The sequence below is a fragment of the Streptomyces sp. NPDC058464 genome (genome assembly GCF_042721035.1).
Lineage (GTDB): Bacteria > Actinomycetota > Actinomycetes > Streptomycetales > Streptomycetaceae > Streptomyces.
Genome location: NZ_JBHXMA010000026.1, coordinates 156,549 through 176,523, shown reverse-complemented (window position 1 = coordinate 176,523; position 19,975 = coordinate 156,549). Strand labels below are relative to the sequence as shown.

The 19,975-nt window shown below is 74.4% G+C and carries 18 protein-coding genes; 12 read left to right on the top strand and 6 right to left on the bottom strand.

What is annotated here, in order from left to right:
* The 8 genes from ACFWPQ_RS31410 to ACFWPQ_RS31375 all read left to right on the top strand — a co-directional run.
* A partial coding sequence (locus ACFWPQ_RS31410; protein WP_384042090.1) for a sensor histidine kinase occupies nucleotides 1-425 on the top strand: 425 nt, incomplete at its 5' end.
* A gap of 168 nt (nucleotides 426-593) precedes the next feature.
* Nucleotides 594-1,283, top strand: coding sequence for a CBS domain-containing protein (locus tag ACFWPQ_RS31405; protein WP_384042087.1), 690 nt, complete (start codon nucleotides 594-596; stop codon nucleotides 1,281-1,283).
* A gap of 44 nt (nucleotides 1,284-1,327) precedes the next feature.
* Nucleotides 1,328-1,930, top strand: a complete 603-nt coding sequence (locus tag ACFWPQ_RS31400; RefSeq protein WP_384042084.1) for a hypothetical protein — start codon at nucleotides 1,328-1,330, stop codon at nucleotides 1,928-1,930.
* Nucleotides 1,931-2,129: 199 nt separating this feature from the next.
* Nucleotides 2,130-3,500 carry a sensor histidine kinase gene (locus ACFWPQ_RS31395; RefSeq protein WP_384042081.1) on the top strand — a complete coding sequence of 457 codons (1,371 nt, stop codon included), beginning with the start codon at nucleotides 2,130-2,132 and terminating at the stop codon, nucleotides 3,498-3,500.
* Entirely contained in the window at nucleotides 3,497-4,171 is a 675-nt protein-coding gene (locus ACFWPQ_RS31390) for a response regulator (RefSeq protein WP_384042079.1), read from the top strand. Before ACFWPQ_RS31395 ends, ACFWPQ_RS31390 begins: the two co-directional genes overlap by 4 nt.
* Before the next feature lie 317 nt (nucleotides 4,172-4,488).
* The gene (locus tag ACFWPQ_RS31385) at nucleotides 4,489-4,617 is read left to right on the top strand and encodes a hypothetical protein (protein WP_384042077.1); all 129 of its coding nucleotides are present in this window, start codon (nucleotides 4,489-4,491) and stop codon (nucleotides 4,615-4,617) included.
* A gap of 129 nt (nucleotides 4,618-4,746) precedes the next feature.
* Nucleotides 4,747-5,346: a TetR/AcrR family transcriptional regulator gene (locus ACFWPQ_RS31380; RefSeq protein WP_384042074.1), complete on the top strand. Its 600-nt coding sequence runs from the start codon at nucleotides 4,747-4,749 to the stop codon at nucleotides 5,344-5,346.
* A gap of 76 nt (nucleotides 5,347-5,422) precedes the next feature.
* Complete coding sequence (locus tag ACFWPQ_RS31375) at nucleotides 5,423-8,260, top strand: AAA family ATPase (RefSeq protein WP_384042070.1); 2,838 nt, start codon at nucleotides 5,423-5,425, stop codon at nucleotides 8,258-8,260.
* Here the strand turns inward: ACFWPQ_RS31375 and ACFWPQ_RS31370 are convergent.
* Complete coding sequence (locus tag ACFWPQ_RS31370) at nucleotides 8,229-8,984, bottom strand: class I SAM-dependent methyltransferase (protein WP_384042066.1); 756 nt, start codon at nucleotides 8,982-8,984, stop codon at nucleotides 8,229-8,231. The two genes, ACFWPQ_RS31375 and ACFWPQ_RS31370, sit on opposite strands and share 32 nt — an antisense overlap.
* Nucleotides 8,985-9,090: 106 nt before the next feature.
* Nucleotides 9,091-9,486 (bottom strand): nuclear transport factor 2 family protein, encoded by a 396-nt coding sequence (locus ACFWPQ_RS31365; protein WP_384042116.1) that lies wholly within the window; start codon nucleotides 9,484-9,486, stop codon nucleotides 9,091-9,093.
* A gap of 63 nt (nucleotides 9,487-9,549) precedes the next feature.
* On the opposite strand from ACFWPQ_RS31365, the gene ACFWPQ_RS31360 reads away from it, so the two are divergent.
* Nucleotides 9,550-10,128: a PadR family transcriptional regulator gene (locus tag ACFWPQ_RS31360; protein ID WP_384042063.1), complete on the top strand. Its 579-nt coding sequence runs from the start codon at nucleotides 9,550-9,552 to the stop codon at nucleotides 10,126-10,128.
* Nucleotides 10,129-10,182: 54 nt separating this feature from the next.
* On the opposite strand, the gene ACFWPQ_RS31355 is transcribed toward ACFWPQ_RS31360, so the two are convergent.
* The 4 genes from ACFWPQ_RS31355 to ACFWPQ_RS31340 form a co-directional block, all read right to left on the bottom strand.
* A complete protein-coding gene (locus ACFWPQ_RS31355) occupies nucleotides 10,183-11,259 on the bottom strand; it encodes a C40 family peptidase (protein ID WP_384042114.1) in 1,077 nt (358 codons plus the stop codon).
* A 147-nt stretch (nucleotides 11,260-11,406) separates the two neighbouring features.
* Nucleotides 11,407-11,955 carry an RNA polymerase sigma factor gene (locus tag ACFWPQ_RS31350; protein ID WP_384042060.1) on the bottom strand — a complete coding sequence of 183 codons (549 nt, stop codon included), beginning with the start codon at nucleotides 11,953-11,955 and terminating at the stop codon, nucleotides 11,407-11,409.
* Nucleotides 11,956-12,008: 53 nt separating this feature from the next.
* Nucleotides 12,009-12,674, bottom strand: a complete 666-nt coding sequence (locus tag ACFWPQ_RS31345) for a M15 family metallopeptidase (RefSeq protein ID WP_384042058.1) — start codon at nucleotides 12,672-12,674, stop codon at nucleotides 12,009-12,011.
* 106 nt (nucleotides 12,675-12,780) lie between these two features.
* Nucleotides 12,781-15,831 (bottom strand): BTAD domain-containing putative transcriptional regulator, encoded by a 3,051-nt coding sequence (locus ACFWPQ_RS31340; protein WP_384042055.1) that lies wholly within the window; start codon nucleotides 15,829-15,831, stop codon nucleotides 12,781-12,783.
* 396 nt (nucleotides 15,832-16,227) lie between these two features.
* Here ACFWPQ_RS31340 and ACFWPQ_RS31335 point away from each other — a divergent pair, with 396 nt between their 5' ends.
* The 3 genes from ACFWPQ_RS31335 to ACFWPQ_RS31325 all read left to right on the top strand — a co-directional run bounded on the left by ACFWPQ_RS31335 (nucleotide 16,228) and on the right by ACFWPQ_RS31325 (nucleotide 19,963).
* Nucleotides 16,228-17,163 carry a hypothetical protein gene (locus tag ACFWPQ_RS31335; protein WP_384042052.1) on the top strand — a complete coding sequence of 312 codons (936 nt, stop codon included), beginning with the start codon at nucleotides 16,228-16,230 and terminating at the stop codon, nucleotides 17,161-17,163.
* 92 nt (nucleotides 17,164-17,255) lie between these two features.
* The gene (locus ACFWPQ_RS31330; RefSeq protein ID WP_384042048.1) at nucleotides 17,256-17,711 is read left to right on the top strand and encodes a hypothetical protein; all 456 of its coding nucleotides are present in this window, start codon (nucleotides 17,256-17,258) and stop codon (nucleotides 17,709-17,711) included.
* Between the two features lie 203 nt (nucleotides 17,712-17,914).
* Nucleotides 17,915-19,963, top strand: coding sequence for a phosphocholine-specific phospholipase C (locus tag ACFWPQ_RS31325; protein WP_384042045.1), 2,049 nt, complete (start codon nucleotides 17,915-17,917; stop codon nucleotides 19,961-19,963).
* Nucleotides 19,964-19,975: the final 12 nt, after the last annotated feature.

Below are 19,975 nucleotides of genomic sequence, written 5' to 3'. Positions count from 1 at the left end.
GGGGTGCGGGTGCCGGGTTGCGGGCGCGTGCGGTGCGGGTGGCGGGTGAGGCGGCGCCGGCGCTGGGGTTCGCGCCGAGCCTGCGTATGGAGGGGCTGATCGATACCGATGTGCCCAAGGAGATCGCCGACCATGCGGTTGCCGTTCTGTCGGAGGCTTTGACCAACGTTGCCCGGCATGCCCGTGCCGACCGCGCGGAGATCGTTCTGGTGACGGACGGCCGGGAGCTGGTCCTCACCGTTTGGGACAACGGGGTCGGGATCCCGGCCGGCGGCCGCCGCAGCGGGTTGCGCAACATGGCGGAGCGGGCGGCGGAACTCGGCGGCCGGCTGGAGTGGGACTGCCCCGGAGGTCCCGAGGGGTCCCGGGGTCCGCAGGGCGGCGGTACGACGCTGGTGTGGCGGGTACCGGTGACGAGGCCGTAGCGTCGAACTGCCCGCGCTGTCCGGCTCGCCGCCCCGGCCGCCCGGCCCGGGAGGACCGGCCCCGGGAGGGCCGGAACCGGGAACGGGACCGTTCGGCCTATGCCCGCAGGGCACGGATGAACGATTCTGGGGGTGTCGGACCACGGCAGCCGAACCCTGGAGGTCGCCATGACCGGCACTCCGCACGTCGTGAACGACGTGATGACCCACACCGTCCTCGCCCTGCGCCGCGGCGCGCCCTTCAAGGACGTCGTGAAGGCCATGCAGCGGTGGCAGGTGAGCGCGGCCCCCGTCCTCGACGACGACGGCCGTGTCGTCGGCGTCGTCTCGGAGGCCGACCTGCTGCGCAAGGAGCAGGCCCGCGCCGACGACCCCGGCCCCCGGCCCGGCTCCGACCGGACCAAGGCGACGGCGGTCACCGCCGGGGAGCTGATGACAGTCCCCGCGGTCACCGTCCACCCCGAGGCCCCGCTGCCCGAGGCCGCCCGCACGATGGCCCGGCACGGCGTCAAACGGCTTCCGGTGGTCGACGCGGACGGCCTGTTGCGGGGCGTCGTGAGCCGAGCCGACCTGCTGAAGGTGTTCCTGCGGGACGACGAGGACATCGCCGAGGAGATCCGGCGCGAGATCGTCCCGCACCTCTTCCCCGACTCGGCCGAACCGGTGCGCGTGCGGGTCCGTGACGGCGTCGTCACCCTCTCCGGCCGTGTCCCGGACACCGCACTGGTGCCGGTGGCCGTCGGGTGGGTGCGGGGCGTGGACGGCGTGGTCGCCGTGGACTGCGCGCTCTCGGGTCCGCCCCGCCGCCCGGACCTGGACCCCGACCTCCCCGACACGGAACACGCTCGACCGGCCTGAGCCGGGCCGCCCGCGGCGGCACGCCCCGGAAGGAGGTGCCGGACATGACCAGGACGCGTCGCGTACGCACGGCCAGGAGACCGTTCTGGCGCTGGCGGCGCAATCCGCTGCGGCGCCACAGCGACGTCGTGGAAGCCTGGATCGTGCTCGCCGTCTGGACCCTGGCCCTCCTCGGCGGGCTGCTCGCCGGAGGGGCGGCCGGCGCGGCCGTGCACCAGAGCTTCACCGACCGGAGCGCCGCCACCCACCCGGTCTCGGCCCGGCTGACCGAGAACGCGGCGGACGGCCCACCCGTCGTCGCGGGCTACGACGTGGGCAAGGCGTGGGTCACCGTGCGCTGGACGGCCGCGGACGGCTCCACCCGCACCGGCCTGGCCAAGGCCGTGCCCACGGCCAAGGCGGGCAGCCCGCTGCAGGTCTGGGTGGACCGTGGCGGCCGGCTGGTCGGTCCGCCGCCGAGCCGGGCCGAGGTCATCTGTGAATCCCTCGCGACCGCCGTCCTCGTGGCCCCGGTCGTCGCCACCGCGGTGTGGGGCGGCGGATGGGTGGTCCGCCGGCAGCTGCTACGGCGCCGCCTCGCCGAATGGGACGCGGAATGGCGGCAGATCGGGCCCCAGTGGCGGAACTTCAGCGGCGGCAAGGGATGACGGACGGCGGGACGGGACCCGACATCCGCCCCGAGTGCCGGTGACGGGCCGTCCGGCCCCGGGGGGAAGGAGCGGGGGAGGGGGAGGAACGTGGTCGTACCCCGTGGGACGGGCGGAGCCGGACTACCGCGGTCGCGGTACCGGTGTCTGCTGCGTCCGGGCGACGAGCGGGGCGCGGAGTACTGCCTAGTCTGTCGCCATGAAGAGCCCGAGCCGAGGTGCGCGGAGTGACCCCCGGACGAGAGAGGCCCGTCTGATCGGCTGTGTGGTGCTGCTGGGCCTCGGCGCCGACTTCCTCGAACCCGCGGGGCTCCGCCGCCCGGACCCGCTGGACGTCGTCGTCGTGCTCCTGTCCGGCGCCGCTCTCCTGGCCCGTGACCGCAGACCCGTGGCCGTGCTGGCCGCGGTGTCGGCGCTGGCGGTCGTCCACCAGGCGTACGGAGGCGTGATCGTGGCCACCGCGCCGGCGCTGACGACCGCGCTGTACGGCTACGCCTCCCGTACCGACCGCCGTTCGACCTGGACCGCGGCGGCCCTGGTCGCGGCCGCCGTGGTCGGGGCGGCCACGGCGTTCCAGACCGGGCCGGTGCTGGGGCCCATGCGGCTGGGCGCGGTCACCTGGATCGGCCTCGCCGCCGCGCTCGGCGACTCGATGCGCAACCGGCGTGCGTACATCAGCGCCCTCGAGGAGCGGGCCGAGCGGGCCGAGCGCACCCGCGAGGAGGAGGCGGCGTGCCGGGTGGCCGAGGAGCGGGTGCGCATCGCCCGGGAGCTGCACGACGTGGTGGCCCACGAGCTGACGCTGATCAACGCCCAGGCGGGGATCGGCGCCCACGTGGGCCGGGGGGACCCGGCGCAGCTGGCCGAGCTGCTGGTCGCCATCCGCGACGGTTCACGGGGTGCCCTGGACGAACTGCGTTCCATCGTCGGACTGCTCGGCCGGGCGGGGGAGACGTCCGCCTCCCGGGAGCCGGCCCCCGGACTGGCCCGCCTGGACGAGCTGGTGACCTCCTTCGGCCGCGCCGGACTGCACGTGGACGTGAGCCGCGAGGGCGGTCACGAGGGCGGTCACGAGGCGCTCTCCTCGGCGGTGGACGTCACCGGATACCGGATCGTCCAGGAGGCCCTCACCAACGTGCGCAAGCACGCGCGGACCGACCAGGCCGCGGTACGGCTCCGCTACGGGCACGAGGCGCTGCGCATCACCGTCGAGAACCCGGCCGGCGCGGGGCGGGCCCATCCCGTCGCGGGGCGCGGCGACGGAACCGGGCGCGGACTCATCGGCATCCGCGAGCGCGCGGCCGCGGCCGGCGGCACCGCCGTGATCGGGCCGCGACCGGACGGCGGCTTCGTGGTCGACGTGCGGCTGCCGATGGGGCGCGGCCGACTCGTCGAGGGCGGACCGCGACAGCGGGACGCGCGGCGGGACGGCCAAGGCGACGCGCGGCGGGACGGCCAAGGCGACGCGCGGCGGGACGGCCAAGGCGACGCGCGGCGGGACGGCCAAGGCGACGCGCGGCGGGGCGGTCGGCGGGACGTGTCGCGGGACGGCAAGGAGCGCATCGTATGACGGTCAGGGTGTTGCTCGTGGACGACCAGGCCCTGCTCCGTGGCATGCTGCGCCGGCTCGTCGAGGCGACCCCCGGCATGGAGGTGGCCGGCGAGGCCGCGGACGGTGCCGAGGCGGTGGACCTCGCCCGTGCCGAGCGCCCGGACGTGGTGCTGATGGACATCCGGATGCCCGGCGTCGACGGCATCGAGGCCACCCGCGCGATCACCGCCGACCCCGCGCTGGCCGAGGTCAGGGTGCTGGTCCTGACCACGTTCGAGATGGACGAGTACGTCGCCCAGGCCGTCCGGGCGGGAGCCCGCGGCTTCATCGGCAAGGGCGCCGACCCCGAGGAGCTGCTGGCCGCGATCGAGAAGGTCGCTTCCGGCGAGCCCGTCCTGTCGGCGGCCGCGACCGCGGCGCTCATGGCCCGGTTCCAGCTGGCCGCCGACCCGGCATGGACCGGGGAGCCGGCGCATCTGGCCGAACTCACGCCCCGTGAACGCGAGGTGCTCGCCCTGGTCGCCGGCGGCCTCACGAACGACGACATCTCCCAGCGCCTCGGGCTGAGCCGGCACACCGTCAAGACACACGTGAACCGCGCCATGAGCAAGCTCGGCGTCAGCGAGCGCGCCCAACTGGTGACCCTCGCCTACGAGACCGGACTGGTGCGTCCCCGCCGGGCCCCGTGACCAGTGCCGCGCCACCCGTGACCGCGGTAGGCGCGGGGCCGCCGTAGCGCGTCCGCGGTATGCGCAGAACACCGCGGCGGGGCGACGACGGGACGGACACCCGCGGGTGAGGGTGAGGTCCGGGCCGCCCGGGCACCCATGGACCGGGCGGCCCGGACCGCACCGCCCGCTCGCCTCCCCCCGCCCCCGCGTGACGCCGGTCCGTGGCGAGCCCCGTGAGCGGCCGTTCGGCCTCGGCGCGGATCTCCGTCGACGGCGTCCGGACATCCGGGTCATGTGACCGAAGCCGCGCGTACGACCCCTTCATACGGTGGGGCGTGTCCGGAAGACGCGCACGTCCGGGGGTGGAAGCGCCCTTCTTCCTCGGCACCGACGCCGACTCGGCCGACACGCCGTGGCCGCGGCACGCCGGGCGCTCCGACTCCACGTACCACTGGAACGCCTGAGCGGGTCCGCCCGAGCCCGCTGCGGTTCGGCACCGCCCAGAGACGCACCACCGCCGACCGCCCCCGCACCGGGCAGGGCCGGAAACCGGCCGGAGCCAAACGCAAAACTCCTGCGTTAAGGTGTCCGCCATGACTACCGACCCGGTGCGCCGGCGTCCCGGCGGCCGCAGCGCCAAGGTCCGCTCCGCCGTCACCGCGGCCACCCTCGAACTGCTCGCGGAGTCGGGCCCGGACAAGCTGAGCATCGCGGAGGTGGCGGCGCGCGCCGGGGTCCACGAGACCTCGGTCTACCGGCGCTGGAGGACCCGCGAACGGCTCGTCCTCGACTCGATGATCGAGCTCAGCAACGAACTGCTCGCGGTCCCCGACACGGGGTCGCTGCGCGGGGACCTGGTCGCCCTGGGGCAGAAGATCGTCGGCTACGGAACCTCCCCGCTGGGTTCGGCACTCGTCCGGAGCCTCGCCGCCCACGAGGACGACGCCGACACCGCCCGGACCCGGGACGAGTTCTGGGAGAACCGCCTCACCGGGGCCGAGGTCATGATGGAACGCGCCAAGGCCCGCGGCGAACTCCCCGCCCACGTCGACAGCCGCACGCTGCTGGAACTGTTCGTCTCGCCGATCCACTTCAGGCTGCTGCTGACCCGTCAGCCCGTCGACGGCCGTTACCTGGAGCGGATCGCCGCCATCACGGTCGCGGGTGCGGCGGCGACCCCGCCGCACTGCTGAATCCCTCGTCGACGTCCCGCGGCCCGACCGCCGTCGGGCATCCGCTCCGAACCGACTCGACACCACGGGAAGCTCCATGACATCCCTCGCAACTCCCGCCGGAGAAGGCGCCGCGCACCTCGCCGCCGGGACCGGTACGGGTCCCGGCGTCCGGCTGGTCGGGCGGTCCGCGGAACTGGCCCTCCTCGACGGGTTCCTCGCCTCCGCCGTCACCCGGGGTGCCGCGCTGATGCTGACCGGGGACGCGGGCGTGGGCAAGAGTGCCCTGCTGGACGCCGCGGCCGGGCGGGCCGGCGAGCGGGGCTTCCGGGTCGTCAGGGTGGTGGGCTCGCCCTTCGAGGAGAGCGTCAGCTTCTCGGCCCTGCACCAGATGCTCCAGCCGCTGGCGGACGAGATGTCCGCACTGCCCGCACGCCAGGCGAGGACGCTCCGGGCGGCCCTCGGCCTGTCCGACGAGCAGCCGGCCGAACTCCTCGCCGTCGCCGGTGCCGTCCACACCCTGCTGTCCCGGACCGCGGCCGAAGCCGGGCCCGTCGCGCTCGTCGTCGACCAGGTGACCTGGCTCGACCGTCCCAGCGCGGTCGTCCTGGCGAACCTCGCCCGCCACCTCCGCACCGGCCCGCTGGCCCTGCTGGCCGCCTCCCGGACCGGTGACGAGTCCTACCTGAACGGCACCGGCCTGACCACCCACGAGGTCCCGCCGCTGGACCCGGAGTCCGCGCACCGGCTGGTGACGGAGCGGTTCCCGGCCATGACGGCGCGGGTCCGCCGCCGGCTGGTCACCGAGGCCGCCGGCAACCCGCTCGCCCTGCTCGAACTGCCGGCCGCCCTCGACGAGGCCCAGCTGACGGAACGCGGGCCGCTGCCGGCCGCGCTGCCCCTGTCGGAGCGGCTGCAGAAGATCTACGGCGCCCGGGTCGGCGCCCTGCCGGAACCGGCGCGCGAGCTGCTGCTGCTCGCCGTCCTGGACGGCTCCGGCGACCTGGACATCCTGCGACGGGCCGGGAACGGCGACGCCCCGGCCGCGCTCGCCCCCGCCGAGAAGGCGGGCCTGGTGCGGGTGGACGCCGCGTCGGGCCGGCTCGCCTTCCGGCATCCGCTGACCCGGTCCGCGGTCCTGGAGCTGTCGACGAGCGCCGAACGCAGGCGCGGGCACCTGGCCCTGGCCCGCGAGTTCCCGGAAGGATCCGAACACCGGGCCCGGCACCTGGCCGACGCCGCGATCGGCCCGGACGACGCGGTGGCCGGCCTCCTGTACGACGTCGCCCACCGCACCCTGGGCCGCGGTGACGCCGTCGGCGCCATCACCACCCTGCTGCGCGCCTCCGAGCTGAGCCTCGACGGGACCGCGAAGGCCAGGATGCTGACCGAGGCGGCCTGTCTGGGCGCCAACATCACCGGCGATCTGCGCACCGTACGCGCCCTGCTGGCCGATGCCGCGCTCGCCGATCCCACGGACTCCGACTCGCTGGCCGCCGCGACCGCCGCGGCCAGCCAGCTCGTCAACGCGGAGGGCGATGCCGACACCGCCCACAAGCTCCTCGTCGGCGCGATCGGCGACCGTGGCCCGCAGAATCGGTTCTCCGCCGAGGTCCTGCACGAAGCGGTGCTCACCCTGGTCCGGGTGTGCTTCTACAGCGGCCGGCCGGAGCTGTGGCAGGACTTCGACGACGCGGTCCGCGAGACCCCCTCGGCGTCCGGTGAGCCGCTGCTGCCGGTGCTCCGCGGCGCCCTCGGGGATCCCGCGCACGCGGCGCTGCCCGTGCTGGACACGCTCGACGGTCTCGTCGCGGACCTGGAGGGGGAGACCGACCTCAGACGGGTCATCGGGGTGGCTGCCGCCGCCTCCTTCGTCGACCGCCTGCCCGGCTGCCGCGGCGCCCTGCGCCGGGTCGTCGACAGCGGCCGCGACGGAGGAGCCGTCGCCGCGGCGATCGAGGCGAGCTTCATGCTGGCGAACGACGCCTACTTCTCCGGGCGGTGGGCCGACATACCGGAGCTGACCGAGGAGGGGCTGCGCTGGTGCGACCGGCACAGCTACCGGCTCACCGCGCAGCCCTGCCGGTACGTGCGGGGCCTGCTGGCCGCCGCCCAGGGCGACACCCGCACCGCGCTGACCGTCGCCGACCGCCTGGTGTCCTGGGGCGGCCCGCGGAGACTGGACACCCTGGGCGTGTACGCCGCCCACATCAGGGCGCTGTGCGCGCTCGGCAGCGCCGACTTCGAGAGCGCGTACCGGCATCTGGCGGCGGTCGTCACCCCGGGCGAACTGCCGCCCTACCAGCCCCACGCCCTCTGGTTCTTCCTGGACTTCGCCGAGACCGCGGCCCGCACCGGCCGCCACGCGGAGGCCGCCGCCCACGTGGCCGCGGTCGGCGAGACCCAGATCCCCGCCCTCTCGCCCCGGCTGGCGATGCTGACCGCCGCCGCCCGCGCCGTCGCCACCCCGGACGCCGGCGCCCACGACCTGTTCGAGAGCGCCGTCGCCACGCCCGACGCCCGGCGCTGGCCCTTCGAATGGGCACGGATCCGCCTGCTCTACGGCGAACGGCTGCGCAGGGCCAAGGCCGGAGCGGCGGCCCGGGGCCATCTCGACGCCGCGCTCCGCACCTTCCAGAGCCTGGGCGCCGCCCCCTGGGCCGCCCGGGCCGCGAACGAACTGCGGGCCAGCGGCATCGCGGTCCCCGGCACGGCGTCCGGTGCGGACCGCCCGGCCCTGCTCACCCCGCAGGAACTGCAGATGGCCCAGCTGGCCGCGACCGGGCTGACCAACAAGCAGATCGCCGCCCGGCTCTACCTCTCGCCCCGTACGGTGGCCGCGCACCTGCGCAGCGCCTTCCCGAAGCTCGGCGTCTCCTCCCGCGCCGGCCTGCGCGACGCGCTCACCGGCCTGCCCCGCGACGGGCGGTGCTGAGCACCATGTACGGGGCCCGGCCCGGCCCGGTCGCCCGGCCGGGTTCGGACGCGACGGGGGTGTCGGTGGCGGGCGAGGTGAAACCGGCCCTGGTGAGCAGGGCGGTGTAGGCCGGCAGGGAGCGGTAGTGGCAGACGGTCGTGACGGAGCCGCCGTCGAGCCGGCGCAGCTCGGTGGGTACGGGCGCCCCCTCGGCGTAGGACGCGCCGGGCTCGCCGTACCGCAGCGTGGCGAACTGTTCCCCCACCGCGCCCGGGTTGAGGTCGGCGAGGACGTAGGGGGCGCCGGGCCGGAGCACGCGGTGGATCTCGGCGGTCAGCGCGGCCAGCCGCAGGTCGTCGGGGTCGGTGCAGTAGACCAGGCAGCAGACGGCCGCGTCGATCGTGCCGTCCGGGATCCAGGCCAGCGAACGGCCGTCGAAGAGGCGGTAGTCGACGCGCGGGTGCGGGCGGTCGGCGCGGGCGATGTCCAGCATGTGCGCCGAGGGGTCGACGCCCTGCACCGACCAGCCGCCCATGTCGGCGAGTTCCAGGGTCAGGGCGCCGGTGCCGCAGCCGATGTCCAGGACGGCCGCGCCGGGGTACGGGGGAGTGCCGACCCCGTCCAGGACCGCGGGGAAGATCAGCTGCCGGGCCAGCCGCATGTCGCGGTCGCGGTAGGCGGCCGCCGCCGCGGGGGTGTCCCAGGCGAGCGCCGCCTGCGACCGGTCGGAGGAAGCGGTCATGGCCCGAGTCTTGTGGCCGGAGCCCCGGTCCCACCAGTCCCTCGATCGGGCGACACGGCTCCCTGACCGGGCGCCGCGGGAGCCGGGCCCGCAGCTTCCGCCGGCCTCACCGGGCCGCGGCGGCCTCCTGTGCGATCTGCTCGAACCGGGCGCCCATCGCCTCGGACAGCGCCTGCGCGGCCGACAGCGGGCGCACCATCACGGTGAACTCGTCGATCTTCCCGTCCTCGTCGAAGTGCAGGAAGTCGCAGCCCTGGAGCTGCTTGCCGGCGACCGTCGCCGTGAACACGAAGGCGTGGTCGCGGCCGTCCGGGTTCGCGATCTCCCGTACGTAGGTGAAGTCCTCGAACACCTGCGACACCGCCCGCAGGATCGCGGCGGTGACGGGCTTGCCCGGGTACGGCTTGAACGCGACCGGGCTGGTGAAGACGACGTCGTCGGAGAGCAGGGCGGCCACGGCGTCCATGTCGTGGTTCTCGACGGCCTCGCGGAAGGGGTGCACGGGGTGCATGGGATCCACCTCACCTATTCAAAAAGTTGAGTAGGTGCATGCTAGCGTGCGGGCATGGCTCTGCGGAACGCGGTGATGGCCGCCCTTCTGGAGGGCGAGGCCTCCGGATACGACCTCGCCAAGGGATTCGACGCGACGGTCGCCAACTTCTGGACGGCGACGCCCCAGCAGCTCTACCGCGAACTGGAGCGTATGGAGGCCGAGGGGCTGGTCACCGCCCGCGTCGTCGAGCAGGAACGCCGCCCCAACAAGAGGCTGTTCTCCCTCACCCGGGCCGGACGCGACGCGGTCCGCGCGTACACGGCCGAGCCCCCGGCCCGGCCGTCCGTGGTCCGTGACGAGCTGCTGGTCAAGGTGCAGTGCGCGGACGCGGGCGACCTGGACGCGGTGCGCACCGCCGTCGCCGGGCGCCTGGAGTGGGCCATCGCCAAACTGGCCCGCTACGAACGGATCCGGCAGCGCCTGCTCGCCGGCCGCTCGGAGGAGGCCTACTTCGCCGAGGCGGAGCGCATCGGCCCGTACCTGACCCTGCTGCGCGGGATGTCCTTCGAGCGGGAGAACCTGCAGTGGGGGGAGCTGGCGCTGCGCAGACTCGAACAGCGGGCGGCTCTGCATAGTCAAAAAAGTGAGTAGTGCTACGCGACGACGGGGTGCCCGGTGGGCCGGGCACCCCGCGGTCGGCTCAGGTCAGCAGGTCGCCACCCCCGGCAGCCAGGCCGGGCCCTTGATGTAGATGTTCGTCATCCACGCGCCGTTGGTCAGCTTGGACCAGGCGTCGTTGGTGTAGCCCTCGGCGGTGACCGTCTGCGCGTGCGCCTGGCAGACCACGTTGACCGTCGTCGGCTGCGCGAAGTAGTCCACGACACCGGCGTTCACGTTCGGCTGGCTGTGCGTGCGCACGCCCGTGCCCCAGGTCTGGAACGCCGTGCTGCCCCCGCTCGGCGGCGTCGGGTTGTCGCCGCCGCAGTCCGGGATGCCGGGCAGCTCGGCCGGGCCCTTGATGTAGATGTTGGTCATCCAGGAGCCGTCGGCGAGCTTGGCCCAGATGTCGTTGGTGTAGCCCTCGGCGCTCACCTCCTCCGCGTGCTCCTGGCACTGGACGGAGATCTGCGTGGGACCGGCGAAGGTGTCGACGACCGGGGCGTGCACGCTCGGCGTGGAGTGCGTGTGCACCCCGGTGCCCCACGTCTGGAACGTCGAACCGCCGTTCGCCGGCGGCGGCACCGGCGTGCCGGTCGGGTTGATGCGGATCGCGCCCGCGTAGTCGCCGCCCGTGCGGACCGGGGTCACGCGGATGTGGGTGCCCGACTCGTACGCCTCGACCATCTGCCCCGCGCCCAGGTACATGGCGACGTGGTGGATGTACCCGCTGCCCCAGAACATCAGGTCGCCGGGGACCAGCGGAGCGGTGCCCTGGCCCGCCGAGAAGCGGGCCGAGGCCTGCGGGCTGTGGAACTGGTCGTCGGCGGTGCCGTTGAGCAGGTCACGGCCGGTCGCCCGGTAGTACGCGTACCGCATCAGGCCCGAACAGTCGAAACCCATGCGCTCGTTGTCGTGCAGGCTGTCCGGGTCGGAGCCGTCGTAGTAGCCGTACGTGGCACCGGGCGTGGCACCGTGGCCGCCGCCCCAGCTGTACCAGACGCCGATCTGGGAGCAGGCCGCCGCGACGGCCGCCTGCGCGGTGGCCGAGGCGCCGGAGGCCTGCACACCGCACGAGGTGTCCTGGGCGGCGGCATGCGCGGTGACGGGCAGCAGCGGGGCCATCGCGAGGGCCGCGACCGCCGCGAGCGTCCGGGCAGGCGTGATGAGGTTCAAGGTGTGCATCCTTCGTCGACGTGGAGCCGGGTGCGGGGGTCGGGCGGATCCACCGGGTGCCGCGCCCCACCCCCGTCGGGGCGCGGCACCCGGAGCTCAACCGGCCAGCGCCGCGCGCATCTTGGCCAGCGCCCGCATGCGGTTGCGCTGGACGGTGCCGCGATGGGCGCCGAGCCGTTCCCCGGCCGTGTCGTGGGTGAGCCCCACCAGGTCGACGAGGATCACCGCGGCCGCCTCCTTCGGCGAGAGCACGTTCAGCAGCGCGAGGGCGGTGGCCGAGGCCTCGTAGGTGCCGAGGCCGCCGTCCCAGCCGGCCTCCGGCAGCCGGTCGGTGGTGCTCTCCCGCCGGGACGGATGCTGCCAGGAATCGCGCAGCAGGTTCAGCGCGACCGCGCAGGTGTAGGCGTACGGATGCCGCTGCGACGTCAGGTTCCTGGCGCGGGCCCGCCGGGAGAGCCGCAGGTACGTCTCCTGGACGAGGTCGTCGGCGTCGTGCGGGTTGCCGGTCAGGGCGAGCAGCCGTCTGCGCAGTCTGGGCATGTCGGCGGTGAAGCCGGCGTCGAACTCCGCCGGACTCATGGGCTCGTGGACGTCGTCCAAGCCGTCGCGCGGGTCCCGTGTACAGGTGCCGCCGTGGTTCTCCATGGTCGTCCCCCCGATGGTGGTTGGTGGTGCGGAAGATGTGTCCGGTCCGTCGGTCAGGCGGGCCGGACGGGTGTGGCGGCGGGTCCGTAGCGGGCGGCCGGTGCCCCGCTCAGCAGGGCCCAGTACCGGTCGCCGTAGGACCAGTGCCACCACTCCGTGGGGTAGTTGACGAAGCCGGCCGTGGTCAGCGCCCGGCCCATCAGCGCCCGGTTGGCGCGCGCCTCGGCACCGACGTCCGGTGCCCCGGTACGGCAGGCGCCCGCGCTCTCCTCCGGGGTGGCGTTCACCTCCGTGCCCAGCGGCAGCTCGGTGCCGTCGGCGGTGCACAGGGTCAGGTCCACCGCCCCGCCGCTCACGTGCGGGGCCACCTCCGGCGGCGAGATGTAGGCGCTGGCCAGCTCGCGGATCCGCTCCGGACCGGCGTCGGGGTGGGCCGCGCGCAGGGTCGCCGCGTACTGCTCGAAGTAGCGGCGCTGCAGCTCGGGCGGCCGGAACCCCTCGACCACCAGGAACCGGACCCCGGCGGGCAGCAGGGACTGGGCCTGCAGCAGCCGGCGCAGCGCCCCGAGGCGCAGGTGCGCGTAGCTGCCGTCGGCGTCGGCCTGGCGGAGGTCGATCCGCAGGCCGGGTGTCTCCCGCAGGTCGACCAGGGGTTCACCGCACTCCTGCTCGGTGACCTCGGCGACCCGGGAGTCGGAGAGCGTGATGATGTCCGTCACGCAGAACAGCGTGCCCGGGGCCCCTGCAATTGCTCTGCAGCTTCCCTGCAAGCGGGCCACCAGCGCTTCTGCAGCCGCAGTCGGGCCCGGTGCGCCCACGGCACGGCTACAACAGCTCGTCGCCCGCGTGCTCCTGCGCCTCCCGTCCGCCCAGCGACCGGAACACCTCCAGCGCCTTTGCCCGTGCCGCCCGGGCCCGTTCCGTCTCGCCGTCCGCCGACCACACCGCGGCGAGGTCCCACACCGTGCGGGCCCGCCACAGCGGCAGTCCCAGCTCCGCCCAGAGGGCCGCGGCCAGCTCCAGCGGCTCCCGGGCCGCGTCGGTGTCCCCGTCCGCCAGCCGCAGCTCCCCGAGCGTGCGCAGCACCAGCGCCTCGCCGAACCGGTCCTGCCGCTCCCGGGCCACCGCCAGGCAGCGGGCCAGCCGAAGTCCCGCCTCCGCCGTCCGTCCGATGCGCAACTCCACCTTGGACAGGGCCTGTTCGGTGTACATCACGCCGAAGGTGTCCTGCAGGCCGGTGAAGAGCCGCAGCGCGTCGTGGAGCAGCCGTTCGGCGTCGGCGTACTGTCCGTCGGCCCGGTCGCACAGGGCCAGCAGGCGCAGCGTGAGCCCCTCGCCGTGCAGGTCGGCCGCGGTCCGGTACAGCGCGAGGGCCCCGGACAGCGCCGCCCGGGCCCGCGGGCCGCGCCCCTGTTCGAGGTGCACATAGCCGATGCCGTACAGCACCCCCGCCCGGGCGCCGGCGTCGCCCGTGTCGCCGTACCGCTCCAGCGCGGTCTCCAGGAGCTCCAGCGCCTCGGCGTAGCGGGCCTGTTCGCGGCGGGCGGTGCCCATCCCGGCGAGTGCCACGGCCGACCCGTCCGGCACCCGTTCCCCGAACAGCCGCAGCGCGTCCGCGAAGTAGCCGTACGAGTCCTCGAAGCGGTCCTGCTCGTAACGGAGTCGGCCGAGCCCGGTGAGCAGCCAGGCCTCGCCCTCCACGTCCCCGCCGCGCCGCACCGCCGCCATGGCCGCGGTGTGCGCGCGGGACCAGGCGTCGAACTGGTTGTACAGCGCCGCCGAACTCGCGATCAGCGCCCCGGCGAGATCACGCGCGGTGCGGGCCATGCCGTGGTCGGCGCAGTGCGTCACGGCGGCCAGCAGCCCGGCCTGCTCGGCGGCGAACCAGGCCGCCGGCCGGGCGAGGAGCGCCTCCTCGGTCTCCGGGTCGAGCGGGCGGACCGCGGCCGGTTCGGGGAAGTGGCGGGCCGCGCCGCCGGGGCCCCGGGCGGCCGCCTTCCGGGCGAGGTCCAGCCAGCTCGCGGCCAGCCGCAGCACCGCGGCCGCCCGGTCCTCGGCGCTCTCCTCCACGAGGCAGCGCTCGCGGGCGTGCTCGCGGGCGAGGTCGTGGATGCGGTAGCGGGCGAGCCCGGTGCCGTCCACGCCGATCACGTCGATGAAGTGGCAGTCCACCAGCCGCTCGACGGCCTCCTCGGCCTCCTCCGTCCCTATGCCGAGCAGCGGAGCGGCGATCCAGGCCGCGAAGTCCGGGAGGTCCAGCAGGGCGAGGCGGCGCAGCGCCCGGCGCTCCTGCGGGCCGAGGTCGGCGTAGCCGAGTTCCAGGCTGGTGCGCAACTCCAGGTCCCCGGCGCTGAGTTCGTTGAGCCGGCGGCGCTCGTCGCGCAGCCGTCCGGCGAGCCGGCCGGGCGCCCAGTGCGGGCGGGCCGCCAGGCGGGCGCCGGCGATCCGCACCGCGAGCGGCAGCCGCCCGCACAGGGCGACGATCTCGGCGGCCCGCTCCGGCTCCGCCCCGGTCCGCCCCGCACCGGCCACCCGGCGCAGCAGGTCGAGGGCCTCGGCCTCGTCCGGGACGGCGAGGTCCAGATGGGCGGCGCCCTCCAGTGCCACCAGCCGGCGGCGGCTGGTGATCAGCACCGCCGAACCGGGGCCCGGCGGGAGCAGGGGCCGCAGGTGCGCCTCACCGGCCGCGTTGTCCAGGACGATCAGGGTCCGCCGGTGCCCGATGTGCGTGCGGTACAGGCCGGTCAGCTCCTCGACGCCGGAGGGCAGCGTGTCCGGGTCGACGCCCATCGCGCGCAGCAGCCGGGCCAGCGCGTCGGCGGGTTCCAGCGGGGTGGTGTCGGCGGCCCGCAGGTCCACGAAGAGCCGGCCGTCCGGGAAGAGGTCGGCGGTGCGGTGGCCGACGTGCACGGCGAGAGCCGTCTTGCCGATGCCGGAGCGCCCGGAGATCACCCCGATCGGCGGCGCGGTCCGGCCGGTGTCGCCGACGCCCCGCACCAGCTCGGTCGCCCACTCGACCTGGTCCGCCCGGCCCACGAAGTCGGCGATGTCGGGCGGGAGATGGGAGGGCGCGGGGCGCGGCCGCCCGCTCCGGGGAGCCGGTACCGGCCGGGCCGCCGCCTGTCCGGTCCCCAGCACGCCGGTGTCATGGGTGAGGACGGCCTGGTGCACCGCCCGCAGCTCCGGTCCCGGGTCGATGCCCAGTTCGTCGCGGAGCACCGCGCGGCCCTCCTGGTAGACGCGCAGGGCGTCGGAGACCCGGCCGGTGCGGAACAGGGCGGTCATCAGCTGGCCGCGCGGCCGCTCGCGCAGCGGATGCGCGGCGACATGGGCGAGCAGCGGTGCGATGGCGCGGTCCGCGCGGTCCAGGTCCAGGGCCAGCCCGAAGGACTCCTCCTGGGCCACCAGCCGCAGTTCACCGAGCCGGGCCGCCTCGATCCGGGCGAACGACTGGCCGAGCCCCTCCAGCGCCTCCCGGCCCCGCCACAGCCCGAGCGCCTCGGCGAGGACGTCGGCGGCCTCCTCCGTGCGGCCCAGGGACCGCCCGGCCGCGAGGAGTTCCTCGAAGCGGCGGGCGTCGACCCGGTCCGGGGCGAGGTCGGCGAGGTAGCCAGGGGGCCGGGTGCGGATCACCTCGGCCGTGCCGACCCGGGCCAGGGCCCGGCGTACGGCGGAGACATGGGTGGCGACCAGGGCGCCCGCGGTGGCCGGCGCCTCCTCGTCCCAGACGAAGTCCACGAGGCGCTCGGTGGAGATCACCTCGCCCAGATGGACGACGAGGGCGGCGAGGACGGCCAGTGGCCGGGAGCCGCCGAGCGGGGCCCGCCTGCCGCCCTCCCAGACCTCCACCGGGCCGAGCAGACGTACTTCGAACATCGGTCCCCGATCGCCGCCCCGCGGATATCGACAACGATATCGGCGGCCACCGTCCGGGCAGGCCGACAGCCGGGCCGTCGTGTCCGGAACCGTTCCGCCCGACCGGTCGGACGGAACCCCCACGACGCCCGGCGTACCGGACGGGGCCTTGACCCTTCGGCGCTGCGGGAGCCGTTCTCCCTCCTGCCGCAGTTGGCTGGTTTCTGTGGGTGGCCATAGCGGCCTCTGTGCGGGAGACGGGCGGCGGCCGGCTCCCGTATGACCGCGCTCCCCGGTCCGCCGCGAATTCCGTGGCGCCGAAAAAACCCGGCGGCCGCATGTCATACGAACGCCCTTCCGATGGCGTCAACGGCCCGTAGGACCCGAGCCGTTCGCCGCATGCCAGGGAGTGACCCGATGAAGCGCACCGCCTTCCGCCGAAGTGCCGCGCGACTGAGCGCCGTCGCCGCCGTGGCCGCGCTCGCCCTCACCGGCTGCTCCCGGACGTCCGGCGACGGCTCGGCCCCCGTCGCCGCGCACCGGGTCCGCGACCTGACCTACGCGGAGGACCTGCGGGTATCGGACGCCGAACAGCGCCTGGTCGCCCGGTGCATGGCCCGCCACGGGTTCCGCTACTGGACGGACCGCCCGCTGAGCCTGGCCGAGAGCAGGCCGCTCGGCTACGTCCAGGACGACGTGAACTGGGCCCGCACCTACGGATACGGCAGCCGGATCACGGCGAAGGAGGACCGCGCCCGGCTGCACAACCCCAACAGCGCCTACCGCAAGGGCCTCACCGCCACCCGGCAGGCCGCGTACGACACCGCGCTCGACGGCGGTCGGCGGGCCGAACTGCTGCGCACCGACGTCCCGGGCGGGGGCGAGGTCAGGAAGCAGACCGGCGGCTGCGACGCCGAGGCCGAGCGCCGGCTCTACGGCGATCCGCAGACCTGGTTCCGGCTCGACACCACGGCGAGCAACCTGCGCCCGCTCTACGTCGGCAAGCTGCTGCACGACCGGCGGTTCACCGCCGCCGTGCACGCCTGGTCGGCCTGCATGAAGCGGGCCGGCCATCCCTACCCGGACCCGGACGCGGCCCGGCAGGCCGCCCGGGAGCACCCCGCGGTCCAGAGCCGGGCCGAGGAGGCCCGGAGCTTCGCCGCCGAGACCCGGATCGCGGTCGCCGACGCCACCTGCGCCCGCCAGGTCTCCCTCAGGTCCGTGGGCCAGGACCGCGAGGCCCACTACCTGGCCCGGCTGGACGGCGCGTACGGCGCCCGGCTGGACGCCTACCGGCAGGTGCGCCTGACGGCGCTGGAGCGCGCCGAGCGGATCGTGCCCGCCCGCACCTGACACCTGCGCCTGCCGCACCCCATGACTCCGCGGCGCCCGCCGCGGCCCTCTCCCACACCGACCGCCTCCGACGAGGCAGAACGGGATTCATCATGCGCAAAATGACCCTCGCCCTCACCACCCTGGCCCTCGCCGCCGTCGGCTTCGCCCTGCCGGTGAACGCCCACGCCTCCGCCGGCTGCAACGCGGCCTGGCCGGGCCGCGACGGCAACGTGCGGGCCTGGAAGGACTGGGACTGCGCGGGCGGCCTGCTCGGCGTCAGCGCGGGCAACGACGCCAACTGGGCCGACGGCGCAGGCGGCTTCCAGGGCGTCGGCAACGTCGCCTCCTCCGTGATGAACAGCGGCTACGTCGGCGGCAAGGACGTCGTGGCCTTCTACTACTACGCCAACTACGGGGGCGGCTACGGCTGCCTCAAGCCGGGCGAGCTCTACGTGGACGACCTCACCCGCGACCACTTCACCGACGGCCACCCCATGAACGACAACATCCTGTCCCACCAGTGGGTGACGGCGAGCGCCTGCGCCGCGGGCTCGTTCATCAGCTGAAGCCCGGCGCCGGCCGCGGTCACCGTTCCCCCGCCCGCGGCCGGCGCCGTCTCCTTACCGATTACCTACCTCACGTACCGCCGACTTTCACATCCGCGACACCCGACCCTTCCCTGACGTTCGATGCCCTTGGAACACTCGCAGCGCGCACAATCCGCCCTGTTCCGGCCAACCCGTGCGTCAGGATGAGAGGTCGCTCACCCATGCCCGAAGTAAACCGGCGCCGATTCCTCCAACTCGCGGGCGCCACCACGGCGTTCACCGCGCTGTCCAGCAGCATCCAGCGCGCCGCGGCACTGCCCGCGAACCACCGCACCGGGTCGATCGAGGACGTCGAGCACATCGTCGTCCTGATGCAGGAGAACCGGTCGTTCGACCACTACTTCGGCACCCTCAGCGGCGTCCGCGGCTTCGGCGACCCCCGCTCGGTCACCCAGAACAACAAGTCCGTCTGGAAGCAGTCGGACGGCACGAAGGACATCCTGCCCTTCCACCCGGACGCCGACGACCTGGGCCTCGCCTTCATCCAGGACCTCCCGCACGGCTGGAACGACACGCACACCGCCGTCGACGGCGGCAAGTACGGCAAGTGGGTGCCGGCCAAGGGCAGCACGACCATGGCGTACCTGAACCGGGACGACATACCGTTCCACTACGCGCTCGCCGACGCCTTCACCATCTGCGACGCCTACCACTGCTCGTTCATGGGCTCCACCGACCCGAACCGCTACTACATGTGGACGGGTTACACGGGCAACGACGGCCAGGGCGGCGGCCCGGTCCTCGGCAACGACGAGGCCGGCTACAGCTGGACGACGTACCCGGAGCGCCTGGAGAAGGCCGGCGTCTCCTGGAAGATCTACCAGGACGTCGGCGACGGCCTGGACGCGGCCGGCGGCTGGGGCTGGATCCAGGACGCCTACCGCGGCAACTACGGCGACAACTCGCTGCTCTACTTCAAGCAGTACCAGAACGCCCAGCCCGGCGACCCGCTGTACGACAAGGCCCGCACCGGCACCGACGCGACCAAGGGCGAGGGCTTCTTCGACCAGCTGAAGGCGGACGTCAAGGCCGGCAAGCTGCCGCAGATCTCCTGGGTGGTCGCCCCGGAGGCGTTCACCGAGCACCCCAACTGGCCGGCCAACTACGGCGCCTGGTACGTCTCCCAGGTCCTCGACGCGCTCACCGCCGACCCCAAGGTGTGGGCGAAGACGGCCGTGTTCATCACGTACGACGAGAACGACGGCTTCTTCGACCACCTGATCCCGCCGTTCCCGCCGGCCTCCGCCGCGCAGGGCAAGTCCACGGTCGACCCGGCCCTGGACCTCTTCGCGGGCAACGCGAGCCACCCCGCGGGTGCCTACGGGCTCGGCCAGCGCGTCCCGATGCTCGTCGTCTCCCCGTGGAGCAAGGGCGGTTACGTCTGCTCCGAGACGCTCGACCACACCTCGATCATCCGGTTCATGGAGGCCCGCTTCGGCGTCCACGAGCCCAACATCTCGCCCTGGCGGCGCACCGTCAGCGGCGACCTGACCTCCGCGTTCGACTTCTCCCGCAAGGACACCAAGCCGGTCGCCCTGCCGTCCACGGACGGCTATCAGCCGCCGGACGGCAACCGCCACCCCGACTACGTGCCCACCCCGCCCGCCAACCCCTCCCTGCCCAAGCAGGAGCGCGGCTCGCGGCCCACCCGGCCGCTCAAGTACGCCCCGCTGGTGGACGGTTCGCTGGACGCGGCGGCCGGCAAGTTCACGCTCACCTTCGCGTCGGGCGCGCACGCGGGTGCCGCCTTCCTGGTGACCTCGAACAACCGCACCGACGGTCCCTGGAGCTACACCACCGAGGCCGGCAAGTCCGTCTCCGACACCTGGAACTCGGTGTACTCGGGCGGCTCCTACGACCTGACCGTGCACGGCCCGAACGGCTTCCTGCGCACCTTCCAGGGGCGCGGCAAGGTGGCCGGACCCGAGGTCACGGCCCGGCCGCACGGTGACGACGTCGAGCTGACGTTCACCAACAAGGGCAGCGGCACGGTGAAGCTGGCGGTGGCCGACGGGTACGGCGGCCGGGGCCGCACGTTCACGGTGCGGGCCGGGGCCGTCGTGACGCACATCGTGCACCTCAACCACAGCGAGCGGTGGTACGACCTGACGGTCACGTCCGAGGCCGACGCGAGCTTCGTGCGGCGGTTCGCCGGGCACGTGGAGAACGGGGAGCCGGGGGTCAGCGACCCGGCGATCATCACGGTGTGAGAGTGCGCGTGC